The organism is Cupriavidus basilensis (assembly GCF_029335485.1).
Taxonomy (GTDB): Bacteria; Pseudomonadota; Gammaproteobacteria; order Burkholderiales; family Burkholderiaceae; genus Cupriavidus; species Cupriavidus basilensis_E.
In genome coordinates this window covers 1-16,984 of the sequence record NZ_JARJLM010000551.1, presented here as the reverse complement: position 1 = coordinate 16,984, position 16,984 = coordinate 1, and the positions used below count along the sequence as shown (strand labels likewise).

Genomic DNA, 16,984 nt, shown 5'->3' with positions numbered 1-16,984 from the left:
TTGCAGTGGCGACGTTCGAGGCCCGCAACCAGTCATGCCTGGGTAGTCGACTGTGCAGTCGCCGGGGCCGGGCCAGCTACAGAATGCCTTTCTCCTGCAACGCTGCAATATCCTCTTCCCGCAACCCCAGCTCAGCCCCAAGGGCCTGCGCCGTGTGTTCCCCCAGCATCGGCGGACACTTCATCCGTACCGGCGTGGCCGAAAACCGCAGGGGACTCCGCAAGCTCGGCGCGGCAACGCCGCGCCCGTGCGGCAGGTGCATCAGCAAATCCCGATGCCTGACCTGTGCGTCTTCGAACACCTCGTCGAGCCGGTTGATCGGCCCGCCGGGCACGCCGGCGTGCTCCAGCGCTGCCAGCAGTTCGGCGGTGCTCCAGCCGGCAATGCGCGACCCGATGGCGTCGCGCAGCGCGTCGCGATGGGTCACCCGGCCGAGGTTCTGCACGAAGCGGGCATCGGTGGCCAGCTCGGGGCAGCCGAGCAGCTTGCAGAGCGCGGCGAACTGGCCGTTGTTGCCGGCGGCGACGATCAGGTGGCCGTCGCGGCAGGCGAAGACTTCGGAGGGGGCCGCCACCGGATTGGTGTTGCCGGCGCGCCGCGGCAGCTTGCCGGTCATCTGGTAGCCGAGCGCCAGATGGCCGTTGACGGCCACCGAGGCGTCGAGCATGGCGGCGTCGATGTACTGGCCTTCGCCGGTGGCCTGGCGGTGGTAGAGCGCGCCCAGCAGGGCGATGGTGGCGTAAAGGCCGGTCAGGATGTCGGTGATGGGGATGGCGGTGCGCATCGGCTCGCCGCCGGGCGTCCCGTCGGGCTGGCCGCAGGTGCTCATCAGGCCGGCCATGCCCTGCAGGATGAAGTCATAGGCCGGGCGGGCGGCGTAGGGGCCGTCGGGGCCGAAGCCGGTGACCGAGCAATAGATCACGTCCGGGCGCAGCGCGCGGATGGATTCGTAGTCCAGGCCGTATTTTTTCAGGCTGCCGGCCTTGTAGTTTTCCACCACCACGTCGCAGCGGGCGGCCAGCTGCCGCACCAGTTCCGCGCCTTGCGGCCTGGAGATGTCGATGGTGACCGACTGCTTGCCGCGGTTGCAGGCGAGATAGAAGGCCGAGTCGTTGGTCTGCGCGCCATCGGCATCGGTCAGGAACGGTCCCATCTTGCGGGTATCGTCGCCGTCGCCGGGCTTCTCGATCTTGTAGACGGTGGCGCCCATGTCGGCCAGGTTCTGCGTGGCCCACGGGCCTGCCACCACGCGCGTCAGGTCGAGTACCTTGATGCCTTCGAGAATTGCGCTCATGAGCTTGCCACCCGGAGAAAGTGAGATCCGGCATCATTGGCCGGATCGGGCGCTCACGCAATTCGCCAATGCGGAAGCCGGCTTACTGCCGGGAGGAAGCGTGCGTGTGGCCGGCTTGGGGTTGATGGGGATCGCGCGACGCGTCCGGGTTGTGTATATGCGGCGCCTGGCTTGGATCGAAATCGCAACTGGGGCTGGCCTCGTCGTGCGAGTGCGGGTGCAGCGCCCCGGGTATGTGCCTGCTGCTGAGGCCGTCGGCATTCAGCCAGGCCCGCGTGGCGGCGGCGGCCCGGTCGATGAGCGTGCCGCACTGGGTGTAGTCGTAGGGGGAGACGTCCAGCGGGCACAGTGGCGGTACCACGGCGATATGCGCATGGTCGGCCCAGCGCTCCAGGTCCTGCACCAGCTGGCGCGCCACCAGCAGCGACAGCGCGTTGAAGGCATGGTCGATGGGGCCGCGCGGTTCGCGCCGCCGGGCGCAGGCGAAACCGGCGGGCAGTACCACCACGCGGGTGGCGCCCAGGCCGATGGCGGTGGAGATTGGCGTGTTGTTGGCCACGCCCCCGTCGATCAGGGTACGCCCGCCCAGCATGACGGGCGGAAATACGCCGGGGATGGCCGCACTGGCCAGCACCGCCTGGACCAGGCTGCCGGAGGACAGCACCACCTCCGCGCCGGTCTGCATGTCGGTGGCGACCACATAGAGCGGCAGCTCCGCGCGCTCCATCGCCATATCGCCGAAATGGCGGGACAGCAGGCGCTGCAGCGCGGCGGACTCCACCAGGTGCGCGCGTTGCCCGCGCAGCATGCCGAACAGGCTGCGCCACGACCATGGCATCACCTCGGCGCGGCGCAGGCCGCGCCAGAGCGTCTCCAGCCTGGCCGTGCCGGCAGCATGCGGGTTGCAGGCATAGTAGGCGCCGTTGATGGCGCCGGCGGACGCGCCGATCACCATATCCGGCCTGATGCCCCAGGCCACCAGTTCGCGCAGCATGCCGGCCTCGATGGCGCCGAGGCTGCCGCCGCCGGCAAAGACAAAGGCGGTTTTTTCCATGGTTCGTGGTGCAATGCAAAATGCGCGCAGTAATCCTGCAAAGAAAAGCATAGGCGACATTGCACCGGCTTGACAGGCATCTGTGCGGTGGCGCGGCGCCGATGGCACATAATGTGCATGCAGTGCTAGAAAAAGCACGAGCGAGCGGAGGCTTTCCGCCGCCAAGAGAGGAGACGATGAGTAGTTCTACCGACAAGTTCTCGGCCACCATGCGCGATGGCCTTGCCAATCTCGCGCGGCGCCTGCGCTTTGCCATGGAGGAGGGCTCCATCTGGCTGGACGAGCAGCGCATGATCCTGATCCACACGGCGGCACTGGGCGCCTTGCGCAAGGAATTGGTGGATACCCTCGGGATGGAGCGCGCGCGGGGTTTGTTTACCCGCATGGGTTTTCATTCCGGCATGCGCGATGCGGAACTGGCCAAGAAGCTGCGCCCGGGGCAGAGCGATTTCGGCTTGCTGGAGATCGGGCCCTGCCTGCATACCATCGAGGGCGTGGTGCGGGTGACGCCGGTCAAGGTGGATATCGATATCGCCGCCGGCATCTACGATGGCGAATTCCTCTGGGAAGATTCCTTCGAAGGCGATGTGCACCGCCAGCTTTTCGGCATCGTCGATGCGCCGGCCTGCTGGATGCAGATCGGCTACGCCACCGGCTACACCTCGGCGCTGATGGGCCGCACCATCCTCTACCGCGAGGTGGAGTGCATAGCCTGCGGCCACGATCACTGCCGTATCGTCGGCAAGCCGCTGGAAGAATGGGAAGACGGTGCCGAAGCGCTGGCGCTGTACCAGCCCGATCCGGTGATCGAGACCATCCTGCAGCTGCAGAGCGAAGTCGAGCACCTGCGCGCACTGCAACGCAGTCCCGACAAGCCGGTGGACCTGGTGGGCTGCTCGGCCGAATTCCGTGCCGCCTGGGGCCTGCTGCAGCGCGCCGCCGGGAGCAACGTCACGGTCTTGCTGCTGGGCGAGACGGGCGTCGGCAAGGAGCGCTTCGCGCAGGCGCTGCACGGTGTGAGCGCGCGCGCCGACAAGCCCTTTGTCGCGGTCAATTGCGCGGCGATCCCCGATGAGCTGATCGAGGCCGAACTGTTCGGCGTGGAGAAGGGTGCCTTTACCGGTGCGCACCAGTCGCGTCCGGGCCGCTTCGAGCGGGCGCATGGCGGCACCCTGTTCCTGGATGAACTGGGCGAGCTGTCGGCGCAGGCACAGTCCAAGCTGCTGCGCGTGCTGCAGGAAGGCGAGGTGGAGCGCGTGGGCGGCACGCAGCCGCGCAGGGTGGATGTGCGGCTGGTGGCCGCCACCAATGTGGACCTGGCCGAGGCGGTCAGGCAGGGCACCTTCCGCAAGGACCTGTACTACCGGCTCAACGTCTATCCCGTCACCATCCCGCCGCTGCGCGAACGGCTCGACGACATCCGCCTGCTGGTGGAACGCTTCGTCGCCCGCTACGGCGCGCGCCACGGCAAGAAGATCGTCGGCATCACCGACCGCGCGCTGGCCGAACTGCGCCGCTACGACTGGCCGGGCAATGTGCGCGAACTGGAGAACGTGATCGAGCGCGGGGTGATCCTGGCCTGCAACGGCGGCCAGATCTCCGCGGACCACCTGTTCCTTCCCACCAGCGCGCCGCCCGCCATGGACACCGCGCCACGCCTGGGCGCCGGAGGCACCTTGCCGGAACTGCGCGAGGCCGCGGTGCACGGCTTGCTCGATCATATGGCCGAGCAGCAACTCGCGCTGGGCGATGTCGAGACGGTGCTGATGGAAGCCGCGATGCAGCGCGCCAGCGGCAACATGAGCCAGGCGGCGCGGCTGCTCGGCATCACGCGGCCGCAGCTTGCCTATCGCTGGAAGACGCGCGGCGTGCGGAGTACAGGCGAGTCCTGACGCGGCACATGGATCGCCATGCGGCGCGCCTTCGGGCGCGCCGTTTTCTTTGCGCGCGCGTGGCCAGGCCGCCTGTTCGCCGGTTTGATCATTTGATGAAGGGGGTGTCGGCGCGCCCGGCAGGCGGCTATCCCCGCATGCTGCGCCGCATGCGCGCGCCATCCCCGCAATCCATTGGCGCCGGCGTTGCCACGGCGCCTGTGCTGCTGCGGCGCGGAAGGCTTTCCGGATCCTGGCGTGCTGACCGCAAACCGCCGCCTGGCGCGGCTTTTGATCATTTGATCAAGTGCTGCCCGCAGGTTCATCAATTGATGGAGACGCGGCGCCGGGATCGCTTCGGGTAAACGCGCAAGCCAACGCCGCTCCATGTCCCGCTCTCCTTGTGCCGCCGTCGATTGCGGCTGCTGGCACGCTCTTCGCAATAGAACGCCTACAAGCCATGCGAAGGAGCGCGCCATGATCAACCAGTCGGTCCCCTTGTTCGAATCCACCCCCAGGTATGTACGCGTCGACGGCCGCACGCCCGAGGGCTTCGTGCAGTTCGCGTTCAGCGTGGCGGACCCCGAGCTCAACGTCGAGCTGATCATGCCCGAGCCGATGTTCGAGGCCTTCTGCAGCGTCAACCACGTGCGCTTCCTGCCGCCGGAGATACCGGCGCTCGAACAGGACGACTGAGCGCGGGCCGCGAGCGCCGCCATCCGGCATACCCCCCACATAGAAAAACAGCACGAACCAGGAGACCAAGCGATGCAAGTCGATATCAAGACCCAGCAGATCCAGCCGCTGCGCCAGACCTACGGCCACGTGGCGCGCCGTTTCGGCGACAAGCCGGCCTCGCGCTACCAGGAGGCGACCTACGATGTGCAATCGGAAGTCAACTTCCACTACCGCCCCACCTGGGACCCGCGCTACGCGATCTACGACAAGCGCCGCACCGCTGTCGTGATGGAAGACTGGTACGCGCTGAAGGACCCGCGCCAGTATTTCTACGGCGCCTATGTGACCGCGCGCGGCCGCCAGCAGGATGCCACCGAGAAGAGCTTCGCCTTCGTGGAAAAGCGCGGCCTGCTGCAGGCGCTGCCGGCCGAATGGCAGGACCGCCTGGCCGACGGCCTGCTGCCGCTGCGCCATGTGGAGTGGGGCGCCAACATGAACAATTTCTATTGCGCGGACTATGGCTGGGGCACGGCCATTACCCAGGCCTGCACCTACTGTGCGATGGACCGCCTGGGCATTGCCCAATACCTGTCGCGCATCGGCATGCTGCTGGACGGCAATACCGGCGTGGCGCTGGAACGCGCCAAGGTGGCCTGGATGGAGAGTGCCGCCTGGCAGCCGCTGCGCCGCTTTGTCGAGCACAGCTTTGTGATCGAAGACTGGTTCGAGACCTTCGTCGCCCAGAACCTGGTGCTCGACGGCCTGCTGTACCCGCTGGTCTACCAGCACGCCGACGCCGCCATCGTGCGTGCCTGCGGCACCGGGCTGGCGGTACTGACCGAGTTCATGAACGACTGGCGGGAGGAACACGCACGCTGGGTCGACTCGGTGATCCAGACCGCCGCCGCCGAATCCGACGCCAACCGCGCGCTGCTGTCGGGCTGGGCCCGCGCCGCGCGCACGCAAGTGGGCCAGGCGCTGGTGCCGGTGGCCGACACGCTGCTGGGCGAGGGCGGCGAGCAGGTGGTCGCGCTGTGCCTGGAGCAGTTCGACGTGCGCCTGCACAAGCTCGGCCTTGCCGCCTGAGGAGCCCGCCATGACCGCAAACGCCATTGCCAACGTCTATATCGCCCTGCAGAGCAACGACGACACCCGTCCCATCATCGAAGCCATCACCGAGGCCAACCCGCACGCCGTGGTGTCGCAGTTTCCCGCCATGGTGAAGATCGACGCGCCGGGGCACCTGACCATCGTGCGCGGCCTGGTCTCGGAAAAGCTCGGACGCGAGTGGGACCTGCAGGAGATCCACCTGAACCTGATCTCGCTGTCGGGAAACATCGACGAAGACGACGACGCCTTCACCCTGCACTGGAACGCCTGAGACAGCCCGACCACACAGCCCGGCAAAACCGCCCGCCGGCGGCCCCGGCAAAGATAACGGAGACATCATGGACGCACGCAAGAAACTCAACCTGCGCGAGAAGTACGCGACGATGACGCGCGATCTCGGCTGGGAGACCACCTACGAACCGATGGACAAGGTCTTCCCCTACGACAAGTACGAAGGCATCAAGATCCATGACTGGGACAAATGGGAAGACCCGTTCCGCATGACCATGGATGCCTACTGGAAGTACCAGTCGGAGAAGGAGCGCAAGCTGTACGCGATCATCGACTCCTTCGTGCAGAACAACGGCCACCTCAATGTCTCGGACCCGCGCTACCTGAACGCGCTGCGCCTGTTCCTGACCGGCGTGACCCCGCTCGAGTACGCGGCGCACCGCGGTTATGCCCACCTCGGGCGGCACTTCCGCGGCGCCGGCGCGCGCGTGGCGGCGCAGATGCAGTCGATCGACGAGCTGCGCCATGCCCAGACGCAGATGCACACGCTGTCGGTCTACAACAAGTATTTCCACGGCTTCGGCGAGTGGCAGCACATGCACGACCGGGTCTGGTACCTGTCGGTGCCCAAGTCCTACTTCGAGGACGCCATGAGCGCGGGGCCGTTCGAGTTCATTACCGCGATCTCGTTCTCCTTCGAGTATGTGCTGACCAACCTGCTGTTCATGCCCTTCATGTCCGGCGCGGCCTACAACGGCGACATGGCCACGGTGACTTTCGGCTTCTCCGCGCAGTCCGACGAATCGCGCCACATGACGCTGGGCCTGGAGGTGGTGAAGTTCCTTTGCCAGCAGGACCCGGACAATATCCCCATCCTGCAGAAATGGCTGGACAAATGGTTCTGGCGCGGCTTCCGCCTGCTCACCCTGGTCGGCATGATGATGGACTACATGTTGCCCAAGCGCGTGATGTCGTGGGCCGAGGCCTGGGAGATGTACTTCGAGCAGGCCGGCGGGGCGCTGTTCAAGGACCTGGAGCGCTACGGCCTGCGCATGCCCAAGTACCACGAGACGGCGACCAAGACCAAGGACCGCATCACGCACGAAGCGTGGGGCACCTTCTACAACTATGCCGGCGCGGCCGGCTTCCATACCTGGGTGCCCAAGGCCGACGAGATGGCATGGCTCACCGAGAAGTATCCCGACACCTTCGCGCGCTACTACAAGCCGCGGCTCGATTACTGGCAGGAGCGCCAGCAGGCCGGCGAGCGGTTCTACAACGGTACGCTGCCGATGCTCTGCCAGACCTGCCAGATCCCGATGGTGTTCTCGGAGCCCGACGACCCCACCCAGACCTGCTACCGCGAGAGCAGCTACCACGGCATGAAGTTCCACTTCTGCTCGGACGGCTGCAAGGACATCTTCGACGGCGAGCCGGAGAAGTACGCCCAGGCCTGGCTGCCCGTGCACCAGATCTACCAGGGCAACTGCGGCGGCGCCTCGCTGGAGGACGTGCTCAAGTGGTACCGCCTCAACCCCGGCGCGGACAACCTCGACTTCGAGGGCTCGCAGGACCAGAAGAACTGGAATGCCTGGAAGGGCGTGCCGGGCACGGCCGCCTGAGCGGCGGGCAGGCCGGAAATAAAAGACAAGACGAAACAAGAGATAAGGAGACAACCATGTCAGTCGTATCCATTGGCCCCTACGCGTTCGAGGCGGCGGACCGTGAATCCGCATTCCACGGCAACCGCTTGCTCTATATCGGCTGGGACCGCCACCTGCTGTTCTGCGCGCCGCATTGCTTCCCCTTTCCTCCGGCGATGCGCATGCGCGACGTGGTGGAGAACGTGCTGCCCGGCGTCTATGGCTACCACCCCGACTTTGCCCGCATCGACTGGAGCCGCGTGGAATGGCTGCGCGGCAGCGAGCCCTGGCAGCCGGACCTCGATCGCACGCTGGAGGAGAACGGCCTGGGCCACAAGGCGGTGATCCGCTTCCGCACGCCGGGGCTGGATGGCATCGCGGGCAGCTGCAGCTGATCCGCCGCCGCGGCTGGAACGACCAGAAGGACCAGAAGGACCAGAAGGAGACCAAGATGTATTCCCTGACCATTGAACCGATCGGACAGACCATCCCGATCGCGCCGGGCCAGACCGTGCTGGATGCCTGCCTGCGCAATGGTGTGTGGCTGCCTCACGCCTGCTGCCACGGGCTGTGCGCCACCTGCAAGGTGCAGGTGGTGGAGGGCGAGTTCGAGCATGGCGAGGCCTCCAGTTTCGCGCTGATGGATTTCGAGCGAGACGGCGGGCAGTGCCTGGCCTGCTGCGCCACCGCGCAGTCCGACATGGTGATCGAGGCCGACATCGAGGAAGATGCCGACGCCCTTGGCCTGCCGCTGGCGGACTATCGCGCCGAAGTGGTGGAGACGCGGGACCTGACGCCGACCATCCGCGGCATCTGGCTGCGCGTGGAGGGCGCCGCCGCCGCGGCCTTCCAGGCCGGCCAGTACCTCAACCTGCAGGTGCCGGGCTGCGATCAGCCGCGCGCCTTCTCGCTGGCCAACCGGCCGGGCGACGACCTGGTGGAGCTGCACGTGCGGCGCGTCGAGGGCGGGCAGGCCACCGGCTACCTGCACGAGCGGCTTGCCGTGGGCGACGCGCTGCGTTTCTCCGCGCCCTATGGCCGTTTCTTCGTGCGCAAGTCCGCTCGGGTGCCGATGCTTTTCCTGGCGGGCGGATCGGGTTTGTCCAGCCCGCGCGCCATGATCCTGGACCTGCTGGCGGCAGGCGAGACCTTGCCGATCACGCTGGTGCAAGGGGCCCGCAATCGCACGGAGCTTTACTACGATGCAGCGTTTCGCGCACTGGCCCAGGCGCACCCGAATTTCCGCTATGTGCCGGCCTTGTCCGACGAGCCCGCCGACAGCGGCTGGGATGGCGCGCGCGGCTATGTGCATGAGGTCCTGCATGGGCTCTATGCCAATGGCGCCGCTGCCGACTTCCGTGGCCACAAGGCCTATCTGTGCGGGCCGCCGCCGATGATCGAGGCCTGCATCCGCACGCTGATGCAGGGGCGGCTGTTCGAAGAGGATATCCATACCGAGAAGTTCATCTCGGCGGGCGATGCGCAGAACAGCGCGCGCAGCCCGCTGTTCAAGATCTGAAGGAGGGCGCGGCATGCATACCGTGGAGATCGCGGGAAGCGGCCAGTGCTACCCCTGCGCGCCGGAGCAGAACCTGTTGCGCGCCATGGAAGCGCTGGGCCAGCGCGGCATTCCCGCCGGCTGCCGCGGCGGCGGCTGCGGGGTTTGCAAGGTGCGCATCGAAGCCGGCCGCTACCGCACCGGCAAGATGAGCCGCGCCTGCCTGTCCGAGGCGGAGGAGGGCGAAGGCCTGGTGCTGGCCTGCAAGACGTATCCCGACGGCGATATCCGCCTGCGGCCGGTGGCGCTGCTGCAGCGCTGCCTGGACCGGCAGCGGGCGCGGCAGGCGGCCAGCGGCGGACAGGAATAACGGCAGGAACAAAGGCAGCGATAAGAGCAGAAAAAAGAGCAGCAATAAGAGCAGCAACAAAAAGATGGACCGATAACCCCATCATCAAGGAGACCGTCATGGCATTGACAGGCGTATTGCGCCCGGGGCACGTGGCATTGCGCGTGCTGGAACTCGAACCGGCGCTGAAACACTACATCGACGTACTCGGGCTGATCGAAACCGCGCGCGACGACAAGGGCCGCGTGTACCTGAAGGCGTGGGACGAGCATGACCACCACAGCGTGGTGCTGCGCGAGGCCGACAGCCCGGGCATGGACTATATGGGCTTCCGCGTCGATAGCGGAAGCACGCTGGAGCGGCTGGCGCAGGCGGTGGAGCAGTCCGGGCTGGCATCGGACTGCCAGTGGATCCCCGCCGGCGAGCATCTGCGTACCGGCGTGCGCTTCCGTTTCACCATTCCCACCGGCCATGCCATAGAGCTCTTTGCCGACAAGGACAAGCTCGGCTGCATGACGGGCGACAGCAACCCGGACCCGTGGCCGGACGACCTGCGCGGCATGGCGCCGAGCCGCTTCGATCATTGCCTGCTGTATGGCGACGACCTGGATGGCACGGTCAGGCTGTTCCGCGATGTGCTCGGCTTCACGCTGGCCGAAGAGGTGGTGGCGGGCCCCGACAAGATGATGATCGGCGCGTTCCTGACCTGCTCCAACAAGGCGCATGACATCGCCTTTATCCGGCACGCCGAGAAGAACAAGTTCCATCATGCCTCGTTCAATCTCGACAACTGGGGCGAGGTGCTGAAGGCCGCCGACATCATCTCCAAGAAGGATGTGTCGCTCGACATCGGGCCTACCCGGCACGGCATCACGCGCGGCGCCACCATCTATTTCTTCGATCCCTCGGGCAACCGCAACGAGGTGTTCTCCGGCGGCTATATCCACTATCCGGACAAGCCCACCATCACCTGGACCGACAACGAACTTGGACGGGCGATCTTCTATCACGACCGCAAACTGAATGATGCGTTCCTGAGCGTGCTGACCTGAGCGCGGGAGAGAACCAATCCCGATTGTCTGCGCCCGTCTCCCACTGCGCGAGAGAGGGGCGCAAACCGGCGGCAAGGCAATCAGGCAACGCAACGCGGCAGACCCTTGCCGCAACCAGCGAGACAACATGAAAGACTTCAAGAACTTCATCAACGGCGAATGGGTGGCCACCAATCGCCACTTCGACGACCGCAACCCGGTCGACAACAGCCTGATCGCGCGCGTGCACGAGGCCGGGCAGGCCGAGGTCGATGCCGCCGTGGCGGCGGCCAGGCAGGCCCTGGACGGCCCCTGGGGCAAGATGAGCGTGGCGCAGCGGGTCGAATTGCTGCACGCCGTGGCCGACGGCATCAACCGCCGCTTCGACGACTTCCTGCAAGCCGAGATCGCCGACACCGGCAAGCCGCACTCGCTGGCCAGCCACGTCGATATCCCGCGCGGCGCGGCCAACTTCAAGGTGTTTGCCGACCTGATCAAGAACGTGCCCACCGAGAGCTTCGCCATGGCCACGCCGGACGGCGGCGAGGCCATCAACTATGCGGTGCGCTCGCCGCGCGGCGTGATCGGCGTGGTGTGCCCGTGGAACCTGCCGCTGCTGCTGATGACATGGAAGGTCGGCCCGGCGCTGGCCTGCGGCAATACGGTGGTGGTCAAGCCGTCCGAGGAGACCCCGGCCACCGCCACGCTGCTGGGCGAGGTGATGAACGAGGCCGGCGTGCCGCCGGGCGTCTACAACGTGGTCCACGGCTTCGGCCCGGATTCCGCTGGCGCTTTCCTGACCGCGCACCCGGACGTGGACGGCATCACCTTCACCGGCGAGACGCGCACCGGCGAGGCCATCATGAAGGCCGCCGCCAATGGCGTGCGCCCGGTTTCGTTCGAGCTGGGCGGCAAGAATGCCGGCATCGTGTTTGCCGATGCCGATTTCGACAAGGCCGTCGCCGGCATCACCCGCTCGGCCTTCGAGAACAGCGGGCAGGTTTGCCTGGGCACGGAGCGCGTCTACGTGCAGCGGCCGATCTTCGAGCGCTTCGTCGCGGCGCTCAAGGCCAAGGCCGAGGGCCTGCGGCTGGGCCGCCCCGGCGATGCGGGCGTGAACATGGGGCCGCTGGTGTCGCTGGAGCATCGCGCCAAGGTGCTGTCCTACTACCGCAAGGCGGCGGAAGCGGGCGCGACGGTAGTCACCGGCGGCGGCGTGCCGGACATGCCCGGCACGCTGGCCGAAGGCGCATGGGTGCAGCCCACCATCTGGACCGGATTGCCGGAGGATTCGACCGTGATCCGCGAGGAGATCTTCGGCCCCTGCTGCCATATCGCCCCCTTCGATACGGAGGAAGAGGCGATCCGGCTCGCCAACGACACGCCATATGGCCTGGCCGCCACGGTGTGGACGTCCGATCTCGGCACCGCCCATCGCATGGGCCGCGCGCTGGCGGTCGGCATCTGCTGGATCAACGCCTGGTTCCTGCGTGACCTGCGCACCGCCTTCGGCGGCGCCAAGCAATCCGGCATCGGCCGCGAGGGCGGGGTGCATTCGCTGGAGTTCTATACCGAACTGCGCAACGTCTGCGTGAAACTGTGAGGCCGGCCATGCACACCGAACAAATCCGCGAAATCGGCGCGAGCCTGCATCGGGCGCTGTCCGCGCGCCAGCCGCTGGGGCCACTGACCGAGACTTGGCCTGAGCTTTCCATCGACGACGCCTACCGCATCCAGCTGGCCATGGTGCAGCACCGGCTGGATGCCGGGGAGCGCGTCATCGGCAAGAAGATCGGTGTCACCAGCCGGGTGGTGATGGACATGCTCGACGTACGCCAGCCGGATTTCGGGCACCTGCTGTCCGGCATGGTGCATGGCGATGGCGCCGCCATTGCCGCCGATACGCTGATCGCGCCCAAGGCCGAGGGCGAGATCGCCTTCGTGCTGAAGGACGACCTGGAGGGGCCGGGCGTGACCAACGCCGATGTGCTGCGCGCCACCGCCTATGTGCTGCCGTGCTTCGAGATCGTCGACTCGCGCATCCGCGACTGGAAGATCCGCATCCAGGACACGGTGGCGGACAACGCGTCCTCCGGCGTGTTCGTGCTGGGCGATGCCGCGGTCGACCCGCGCGGGCTCGATCTCGGTACGGTCGGCATGACGCTGGAGAAGAACGGCGAGATCGTCGCCACCGGCGCCGGCGCTGCCGCGCTCGGCCATCCGGCCAACGCGGTGGCGTGGCTGGCCAATACGCTGGGGCGCCTTGGCATCGGGCTGAAGAAAGGCGAGGTGATCCTGTCGGGCTCGCTGGCCGCGATGGTGCCGGTCAAGGCCGGCGACCAGCTGCGCATCAGCCTGGGCGGCATCGGCTCGGCCGGCGTGCGCTTCATTTGATTTCTTTACCGCGTTGCGCGGGACATTGCCATGAACCTTACCCAAGACACCATCGAGCAGCTTGCCGAGCACCTGGAGAACGCCGAACTCAGGCGGGAGCCGGTGCGCAAGATCACCGACACCCATCCGGAGATGGACTGGGACGACGCCTATGCCATCCAGGACGCGATCCGGGCTCGCAAGCAAGCGCGGGGTACCCGCATCGCCGGCCTGAAGATGGGGCTGACGTCCTTTGCCAAGATGCGGCAGATGGGCGTGACCGATCCGGTCTACGGCTTCCTGACCGACTACGGCGCCTGCATGGACGGCGGCGCCATCGATACCGCCGCGCTGATCCATCCCAAGGTGGAGGCGGAGATCGCCTTCGTGCTCAAGCACCCGCTCAAGGGCCCCGGCTGCCATATCGGCGACGTGCTGGCGGCCACCGACTTCGTGCTGCCGGCGGTGGAGGTGATCGATTCGCGCTACGAGAACTTCCGCTTCGACCTGAAGAGCGTGATCGCGGACAACACCTCGTCGGCGCGCTTCGTGGTCGGCGGCACGCATCGCGGCGCCGAGGGGCTCGACCTGAAGAATCTCGGCGTGGTGCTGGAGAAGAACGGCGAGGTGGTCGCCACCGCGGCCGGCGCGGCGGTGCTGGGCCATCCGGCCAGCAGCGTGGCCATGCTGGCCAATATGCTGGGCGCACGCGGGCGGGAGCTGCCGGCGGGCACGTTCATCATGACCGGCGGGGTGACGGAGGCGATCGCGGTGGCGGCGGGCGACAGCGTTACGGTGCGCTATCAGCATCTGGGTACGGTGTCGATGCGCTTCGTCTGACCGCCATCCGTGGCTCGGGGCCGCTTTGTTCCGGGCCGCGCCTGCGGCGCGGGAGCGGTCCCGGAATGACTTTACACAACAGGAACAGGAGCGATGCCATGCCCATCATGCAAGTCTTCTTGATCGAAGGCAGGACGGAAGAACAGAAAGCCCGGCTGATCAGCGCGCTGACCGAGGCGGCGGTGGAATCGATCGGCGCGCCCATCGAATCGGTGCGGGTGATGATCACCGAGGTGCCCAAGACGCAGTTCGGCATCGCCGGCAAGACGGCGAAAGCGCTCGGCCGCTGAGGAGGCCGGCCAGCGCCGCTGGATGCGCAACCGGATGCGCGGCCGCTGTCCAGCGGCGGCCGGATCTTGCCTTGCCAATCGGTTGCCAGCGAGCACCAACATGGCGTTTGTGCAGTAGAATGCTCTCCGCGGGGGCCCTGACAGGGTATTCCCCGCTAGGGTCGCTGGCGCTGGACTGGCGGATTTCCCGGGCCGGGACGTTTCGAGCCGCGCCCGGGAAGGCAAGAGGAAACCCTGGGGATTCGCCGCAACGCCCGTAGCTGGCGTTCTATGGCGTCTGCAGCGAAGCGCCGGCATTGAGGAAACGCCGTGAAGAGGGAATGCCAGCGCGTGGTTATTCAGGCAATCCCTGGACAATGCAAAAGAATATGGATCTCAATGACAACGCGCTGACAGGTGTTCAGCTTGAACAATTGCTGGACCGCCTCGACGCCGATCTGGAAGAAGGCAATGCAACCGAAGCGTCCGATTTGCTGGCCAGGTTGCGCGCCAGGCCTTTGCGGGCGGATTCGCTCGACACCATCGGCCGGCTGCACGCGCTGTGGATGCGCGCGGGAGATTCGGCGGCAGCGCGGGCGGTGGTCAATGACGATGGCGCCGCCGTGCTGGAAGCCGCGCCGCGCGAGGCGCGGGCCGAACTCAGGATGCGCCTGGCACTCTATCGCCTCCAGATCGCCAACTATCTCGACGAGGACGAGGGCACCCTGCTGGCGCTCGGGGAGATGCGCGCCATCGTTGCGGAAATGCCGGACCTGGACGCAGACGAATATCGGCAGCTCCGTCTGTTCGATAGCCTGGGGCTGGGCAAGCTGGACATTGCGCTGGCGACGGTCGAGTTGCGCAATGCATTGAACGGGGCCGTCGCGCAGCGTGCCGCCTTCCGTGCGTGGGACCATGCCGATTACCAGCGGCGGCGCGCCTGGGCCTTCTCGCGCAATGGCTGCCGCGACGAGGCGCGCGCAGCGGCGGGCGCGGCAATCGAGGCCTTGCAGACCACCGATGCGGATCAGGATGTCGACGATGACGACTGGCTGCGCCTGGGCAGCACCCTGATCGAGATCGTGCCCGAGCGTCTTGCGGTCTTCCAGCAGGCCGTAACGGCGCTGACGGCGGAGCGGTCCTTGCCGCAGCGCCGCGAAATCGAAGTGCGCCTGGCCAGGCTTGCGGCGCGCGCCCTGTATGCGCAGGGAGATCTGCCGGGCGCGCTGGGCGCCTGCGCCGCCGCGCGCTATAGCCTGTCCTCGGACGGCGGCGATGACTTCATCGAATACGAACTGCCGTGGCTGATGGAGGACCGGCGTACGGAAGACGCGGGCCGCCGGGCCTTCTTCGACATCTATCAGCTGGAAGCCGAGATGTGGGACGGCACCGCGCGGCTGGTGCACGCGCGGCTGGCCGATGTGGCCGACGACTCCGTCTGGTGGCCCCTGTGCGTCATGCGGGCCTGCAACACGCCGGAGACCCTGGAAGCCTTCGTGTCGGCGGCGCAGGAAAACGGGCAGGACCTGCGAGCCCTCTCGCCGGTGCATGAGGCGCTCTTTGGCGCCTTTGAAGGTTTTGGCGAGGGGGCCAAGGAGCAAGGCCTGCAAGCGGTGTTCGCCGCGGCGCGCTTGCTGGCCGAGCAGCGTTCGCCACGCCATCCGTGGATCGTGCGGCTGGCGGCCATGAACGATGCCGATGCCGGACGCATCGATGCCACCACGAAGTCGGCCCTGCTCTATGCGGCAGCGCAGGAAGGCGGCATGGAGGACAACCGGACGGCCTATTCGCTGTTCATGGCACGGGTGCAGTCGCTTGGGCCGGTGCAGGCGCTGAAGCTGCCGCCCCCTTCCCTGCCGAGCGGGTTGTGGGGCTACAACCTCGGGGTCTGGTTCGGGTCATTCGAGGAGGATGGCCTGGACAGTGTCCCGGCGGGGTCGCGGGACGAGGCATACGCCGATCTCATCAAGCTCCAGACCGCTGCCTACGAACAGGCGCTGGGGTGCATGGAGCGCTATTTCGCCAGCGGCAGCGGGCATCCGTACGACGCCTGCGCGCACCTCTACTCCATGCTGTGCAACAACCTGGCCATCAACTATCGCTACCACGATCAGCGGTACCAGGACGCCATCGAGCTGCATATGCGGGGCATCGCGGCCAGCCCGTTCGCCGAACACTATGCCGGTGTCCTGAACGTGCGGATCCAGATGGGCGACCAGGAAGGCACCGTGAGCGCGGCCGAGCAGCTCTGGCACTTCGCCGCCGACCATGGCTACAGCCGGCATGATCCCAACGAGTACCTGGGCTCGGTGTCCCGGGCACTATACGCTCTCGATCGCGACCGCGAGATCCCGATCTGGCTTGAGCGCCTGGTGAAGTGGCAGCGGGACGAGGGCCTGGACGAGGACAACCTGTCCACCGACGCATTGGGCGTACGTCTGCAATTGGCGTTCAATCTGGCGTATGGCAGTCCGGAACAAGCCTCGGCTTTGTGGAGCCGTCTTGAGCGGCAGGTCAATGCCAGCCAGGCGTCCTGGATAGTCGGCCTGGGCGCCGCCACGCTCGATGCGCTGCAGCGCCGGGCCGAGGCCATCGTGCTCTACGAGCGCACACTCGTCCTCAATCCACGCAGCAACGAAGACCAGCGCGCCGACGCCCTGGCGATAGAGGAAAAGCTGGCGCGCTACCGGGCCGAAGCACAGGCTCCCGCCAAGGGCTGGTGGAAATTCTGGAAATGAGCGCC

17 protein-coding genes are annotated in these 16,984 nt (G+C 66.7%); 15 read left to right on the top strand and 2 right to left on the bottom strand.

Features of this window, described 5'->3' with window-relative positions; genetic code table 11:
* Positions 1-76: 76 nt before the first annotated feature.
* Complete coding sequence (locus P3W85_RS34425; RefSeq protein WP_276268050.1) at positions 77-1,294, bottom strand: CaiB/BaiF CoA transferase family protein; 1,218 nt, start codon at positions 1,292-1,294, stop codon at positions 77-79.
* Between the two features lie 82 nt (positions 1,295-1,376).
* Complete coding sequence (locus tag P3W85_RS34420) at positions 1,377-2,348, bottom strand: patatin-like phospholipase family protein (RefSeq protein ID WP_276268049.1); 972 nt, start codon at positions 2,346-2,348, stop codon at positions 1,377-1,379.
* 176 nt (positions 2,349-2,524) lie between these two features.
* On the opposite strand from P3W85_RS34420, the gene poxR reads away from it, so the two are divergent.
* From poxR to P3W85_RS34345, 15 genes are all read left to right on the top strand, one after another.
* Positions 2,525-4,240, top strand: a complete 1,716-nt coding sequence (gene poxR, locus P3W85_RS34415; RefSeq protein ID WP_276268048.1) for a phenol degradation transcriptional regulator PoxR — start codon at positions 2,525-2,527, stop codon at positions 4,238-4,240.
* An 8-nt stretch (positions 4,241-4,248) separates the two neighbouring features.
* Positions 4,249-4,584, top strand: a complete 336-nt coding sequence (locus tag P3W85_RS34410) for a hypothetical protein (protein WP_276268047.1) — start codon at positions 4,249-4,251, stop codon at positions 4,582-4,584.
* Positions 4,585-4,696: 112 nt separating this feature from the next.
* Complete coding sequence (locus P3W85_RS34405) at positions 4,697-4,915, top strand: phenol hydroxylase subunit (RefSeq protein ID WP_017227956.1); 219 nt, start codon at positions 4,697-4,699, stop codon at positions 4,913-4,915.
* A 72-nt stretch (positions 4,916-4,987) separates the two neighbouring features.
* The gene (locus tag P3W85_RS34400; protein WP_017227957.1) at positions 4,988-5,983 is read left to right on the top strand and encodes an aromatic/alkene monooxygenase hydroxylase subunit beta; all 996 of its coding nucleotides are present in this window, start codon (positions 4,988-4,990) and stop codon (positions 5,981-5,983) included.
* A gap of 10 nt (positions 5,984-5,993) precedes the next feature.
* Complete coding sequence (locus tag P3W85_RS34395; protein ID WP_017227958.1) at positions 5,994-6,278, top strand: MmoB/DmpM family protein; 285 nt, start codon at positions 5,994-5,996, stop codon at positions 6,276-6,278.
* Positions 6,279-6,345: 67 nt separating this feature from the next.
* Positions 6,346-7,860 (top strand): aromatic/alkene/methane monooxygenase hydroxylase/oxygenase subunit alpha, encoded by a 1,515-nt coding sequence (locus tag P3W85_RS34390; protein ID WP_276268046.1) that lies wholly within the window; start codon positions 6,346-6,348, stop codon positions 7,858-7,860.
* 56 nt (positions 7,861-7,916) lie between these two features.
* Positions 7,917-8,276 (top strand): phenol hydroxylase subunit P4, encoded by a 360-nt coding sequence (locus tag P3W85_RS34385; protein WP_017227960.1) that lies wholly within the window; start codon positions 7,917-7,919, stop codon positions 8,274-8,276.
* A gap of 56 nt (positions 8,277-8,332) precedes the next feature.
* Positions 8,333-9,400, top strand: coding sequence for an NADH:ubiquinone reductase (Na(+)-transporting) subunit F (locus tag P3W85_RS34380; RefSeq protein ID WP_017227961.1), 1,068 nt, complete (start codon positions 8,333-8,335; stop codon positions 9,398-9,400).
* A gap of 13 nt (positions 9,401-9,413) precedes the next feature.
* Complete coding sequence (locus P3W85_RS34375) at positions 9,414-9,749, top strand: 2Fe-2S iron-sulfur cluster binding domain-containing protein (protein WP_017227962.1); 336 nt, start codon at positions 9,414-9,416, stop codon at positions 9,747-9,749.
* Positions 9,750-9,847: 98 nt separating this feature from the next.
* Positions 9,848-10,780 carry a catechol 2,3-dioxygenase gene (locus tag P3W85_RS34370; protein ID WP_017227963.1) on the top strand — a complete coding sequence of 311 codons (933 nt, stop codon included), beginning with the start codon at positions 9,848-9,850 and terminating at the stop codon, positions 10,778-10,780.
* Between the two features lie 127 nt (positions 10,781-10,907).
* Entirely contained in the window at positions 10,908-12,362 is a 1,455-nt protein-coding gene (locus P3W85_RS34365) for a 2-hydroxymuconic semialdehyde dehydrogenase (protein ID WP_276268045.1), read from the top strand.
* An 8-nt stretch (positions 12,363-12,370) separates the two neighbouring features.
* Complete coding sequence (dmpE, locus tag P3W85_RS34360; RefSeq protein ID WP_276268044.1) at positions 12,371-13,153, top strand: 2-oxopent-4-enoate hydratase; 783 nt, start codon at positions 12,371-12,373, stop codon at positions 13,151-13,153.
* A 30-nt stretch (positions 13,154-13,183) separates the two neighbouring features.
* Complete coding sequence (dmpH, locus tag P3W85_RS34355; protein ID WP_017227966.1) at positions 13,184-13,972, top strand: 2-oxo-3-hexenedioate decarboxylase; 789 nt, start codon at positions 13,184-13,186, stop codon at positions 13,970-13,972.
* A 65-nt stretch (positions 13,973-14,037) separates the two neighbouring features.
* Positions 14,038-14,262 carry a 2-hydroxymuconate tautomerase gene (locus tag P3W85_RS34350; RefSeq protein WP_276268043.1) on the top strand — a complete coding sequence of 75 codons (225 nt, stop codon included), beginning with the start codon at positions 14,038-14,040 and terminating at the stop codon, positions 14,260-14,262.
* 368 nt (positions 14,263-14,630) lie between these two features.
* On the top strand, positions 14,631-16,979 hold the full coding sequence (locus tag P3W85_RS34345) for a hypothetical protein (protein WP_276268042.1): 2,349 nt from the start codon (positions 14,631-14,633) through the stop codon (positions 16,977-16,979).
* Positions 16,980-16,984 lie beyond the last annotated feature (5 nt).